3 protein-coding genes and 1 pseudogene are annotated in these 3,924 nt (G+C 30.1%); all 4 read right to left on the bottom strand.

All coding sequences use genetic code 11. The features are described from left to right. Positions 1-246: 246 nt before the first annotated feature. On the bottom strand, positions 247-1,626 hold the full coding sequence (gene tet(K), locus KA856_RS04580; RefSeq protein ID WP_000492283.1) for a tetracycline efflux MFS transporter Tet(K): 1,380 nt from the start codon (positions 1,624-1,626) through the stop codon (positions 247-249). Between the two features lie 161 nt (positions 1,627-1,787). Then, a complete protein-coding gene (locus KA856_RS04575; RefSeq protein WP_016913209.1) occupies positions 1,788-2,732 on the bottom strand; it encodes a replication initiation factor domain-containing protein in 945 nt (314 codons plus the stop codon). 234 nt (positions 2,733-2,966) lie between these two features. Further along, on the bottom strand, positions 2,967-3,131 hold the full coding sequence (locus KA856_RS04570; protein WP_017722131.1) for a ribbon-helix-helix domain-containing protein: 165 nt from the start codon (positions 3,129-3,131) through the stop codon (positions 2,967-2,969). Between the two features lie 563 nt (positions 3,132-3,694). Further along, positions 3,695-3,924: pseudogene (locus tag KA856_RS04565) on the bottom strand (MobV family relaxase); the annotation flags it as partial.

Genomic DNA, 3,924 nt, shown 5'->3' with positions numbered 1-3,924 from the left:
TATGCCTGTTGTATTTGTTCCAGTTTTAACTTTTGAAACTCTAATAATAGAATACGACATATAAAAATCACTCCTCAGCACTAAGGTTTTATAGGTATTTAATACTTTAAGTCTAACACACTAGACTTATTTTACAATAAGTCGTTAATACGTGTGCTCTGCGAGGCTTAAACCTGTTTTTGCTAACGCAAAAAATGAGTGGCAAAATGCTAGCCACTCATAGTTCTAAACCAAAATATAATATAACTATTCAAACTGCTTTTCAGAACGTTTAAATACAATAATCGTCAAAAGACAACATAAAATAATAAGGATAGCCATGGCTACAAGAATATTACTATACACTCCAGAAGAATAATTTATAAATTCCAGAACTAGTTTACGATTAATCAATTGTAGTGACAATAAACCTCCTACAATTGCTATACCTGTTCCCTCTGATAAAAAACTTGTGAAATTTAGCAAACTCATTCCAGAAGCAACTTCTTCTTCAGAAAGACTACTTGATACTATTTTTGATATAACTGTTTTAGTAAAAGATAATCCGCCCATAACAAATATAAACATAAAAGTAGTCAACCACATACTAAACTCAACAAAAAATGCAATAGTTAAAAAACTTATAGAGATAGACAATGATCCTAAAATAAAAACAAATAATGATCCTTTTCTATCCACTAAAAAACCACCAAAATAACCAAAAACAATAACACTCATGGTTCCAGGAAAAATAACACTATTACCTATTGTCGCTACATTTACATGATAAATAGTTTTCATCATATAAGGCACCATTGATATAAAACCAGCTACTATAGAAAATATTAGCCCACCAGAAAACAAACCAAGCATAAACGGAATGTTTTTCCCTAGTTTAGGATTAATAAAAGGGTTAGAAACTCTTGAAATATGTTTAATAAAAATCACAAAAAAGATTGTGAAGAGTATTAAAAAAGTCCAATTATAATTTGTCGTAAATAACATAAAACATATAATACTTATAGACATTAAAACAATACCTACGATATCTAATGTATTTTTTGTTGATTTACCAGGTACCATTACTTTAATAAGAAAAGGTATAGTTACTATTGTAATCATAGGAAGTATAAGTAGGTAAGACCAATGAATATAATGTGCTATTATTCCCCCTATTGAAGGACCTAACCCTTCACCTAAAGCTACAATTGATCCTATAAAACCAAAGGCTTTGCCTTGTTTTTTTCTTGTAATATTTCTAGCTACAACCACCATAATCAGTGAAGGGAATGCAGCAGATCCTACTCCTTGTACTAACCTACCAAAAATCAAAATAAAAAAGTGATTGTGACCAATAAAAGCAATCAATGAACCAAGACAGCTCAAACTAATACCAATAATTAACAATTTTTTTATATTTATATAATCAGATAATTTTCCATATACTGCTGTTCCTATCGAAAAAGTTAACATATATGCAGTGTTTACCCAGTTTGTAATTCCAGGAGTAGTATTAAAATGATTTGCAATATCAGGTAAAGAAACATTTAAAACCATTTCATTTAATACACTAAAAAATGAAAGAATACAAAGCCAAAATAAAACGCTATAAAACAAACCTTTAAATTTTTTATATAAACTAAACAATTTTACCTCTTTACTTGAGGTGACTAAAGTTTATAGGGGTAAATTATTCTTTCACCTCATATAAATTCCCCAAATTTTTAAATAGACACTTCATAAAAAAATCCTCCTAAATTAGAATAGTTTAAATATATCATTTTTGTTCAGTAATATTAATATGTACACTATTTCCAAAATTTAAATTCATGTTGCCAAAAATCGATTTGTTTTTGCAATTGTTTTTCGTTCGCTTTTAAAGTCGATTTCATTAAGTCCGTTAAATCGACTGGCGAAATTTCTTTTATCAAATTCTTATATTTTGTTCTAGAATTTCTGTGAAGCTTTCCCCATTCTTCTTCATCACTCAATAACATAAAAACTATTGCTCTATCCGCAGTGCGTTGGATAGTTTTCCAATCTGGTTGCAAGATATGTAAATCACTAAAGCAATCATTCCAGTAATCCACCATATCTCTTTTAAGTTCGATTTCTACACGCCATAAATGTTCAGACATAACTTCAGCATCTGCATTATCTTTACGTTCTTGCTTTTTATTATAAATTCTAATAAATCTATTACTATCTCTCACGCCAAAATATTTTGTTTCTGGCTTACCATTACGACCATAAAAAATAGTTTTCTTAACTGCTTTATCAGACATTGCATAGTAGTCACTCAAATCATCTTCAAAATCAAAGGCTAAATCTAATCTTGTAAAACCGTCATCTTCCATGTAGCTTATTATATTTTGTTTTAACCAAATCATTTCATCTCGTGTAAGTTTGTTTGGATTAAATTCAATACGCATATTACGTCTATCCCAACTATCTGCTTTCACTTTGTCATATTCAATATAAACTTTTTCTTGAAGTGCTTTAGCTTTAAACTTTGTTTGAAGAATATCCCAAAGTCTTATTTGGGGCTCTACACTCATAAATTTAGAAAGGGCTTGAGCGTTGTCTCGGTTGAGATTTCCAACGATCGTCATTGCATCAAAACTTAATTTTGGATCAGATATGCACACAGTATGTGCGTCCAACCGGCTATTAGAGTAGCCGGTTTTAGAAAAATTGTCTGAATCGTGATTTTCTAAGTGATTTGAATGATTTGTATAATTATTTTTACTCATAAAAAATCGACTCCTTAATTTAATTTAAGAAGTCGCTCACCCGAATATATATCTTGAAGAATAAACTAATATCGTTTAATATCTAGATATACAAATTAAGAACAAAAACATCAACTGTTTTTCTTTAAGGTAAGTCGCTATCACAAACTTTGGCGAGGGAGTGAGCGACTTCTTTTTATTTGCTTATTAATATAACACTATCAAATGTCTTGGTCTAATTGATTAAGACTTTTTTTATGCCTTAAATATTTTATCTTCGCTTTGATACTTACTTAAATACTCGTTATTAATCAACATAGAAATAGCCTGGGACTTACTTAAGCCCATTTGTTCTGCAATTTCTTCAAGTCTTTTCAAAGTATCTTCAGTTAAAGTTATACCTACTTTTGTACGAACCATTTTTACTCCCCATTTCTAACTATTAATAAGTTTATTTTATTCCATTTATACATACATGTCTAGAGATTTCTATACAATAACTCATAAAGTCCCTAAAATGTAGCCTATTTGTAGCTTTGTGAAAAATCGCTATAACCCTTGATATTAAAGGTCTAAACACTTCACAATCTCTGATTTGGCACTCGGCACTTAAAAGGGGGGGTCGTAGTAGTCCCCCTTTTTCCAACTAAATTTGATAAATTCTAAAGCAAAATACAAAAACAGGGCTAACAGATCACTTCGTGAAGTTAGCCCTAAAACCTAAACCATTAACTCAATTTATTTTTTATTCCAATTTCCTTTTTGGTCGGAACCAACAATTCCATGTGATGTTGAGTTGGTACTTTCTTGGGATTAATCCCAATTCAAGCCCAACCAACTCGCTAACAAGTTAGCTATCACATTTCATTATTCCAACCAAAAAGTTTTCTCGGCATAAATGTGGGTATAATTAAATTAGATATACTTAAAACAATTCTTTAAAGGTTTTGAACGCCATTCTATTTTTAGAGTGGCGTTTTTATTTATCTACCTCTACCCCTATCACGTTTTTGCGTATTCTTTTCTTCTTGATATTCTTCAGGATGTATTTGTTTATCTAATATTTGTATCGCCTTTATCATACGACCATTATCTCTACTTACATCATTCATCAAATGCTGGTATTTATTTCTACCAAGAACTTGCTCTAACTTCTCAAAAATCTCTCTAATAACTTTAATAACATTAAGCGCATTATCAAGGTGTTTTTTGA

This window comes from Staphylococcus sp. GDB9P120P, assembly GCF_017893435.1.
GTDB classification, from domain to species: Bacteria; Bacillota; Bacilli; order Staphylococcales; family Staphylococcaceae; genus Staphylococcus; species Staphylococcus cohnii.
Note: the sequence above shows the minus strand (reverse complement) of the source record. Positions and strands in the feature narration are given on the sequence as shown.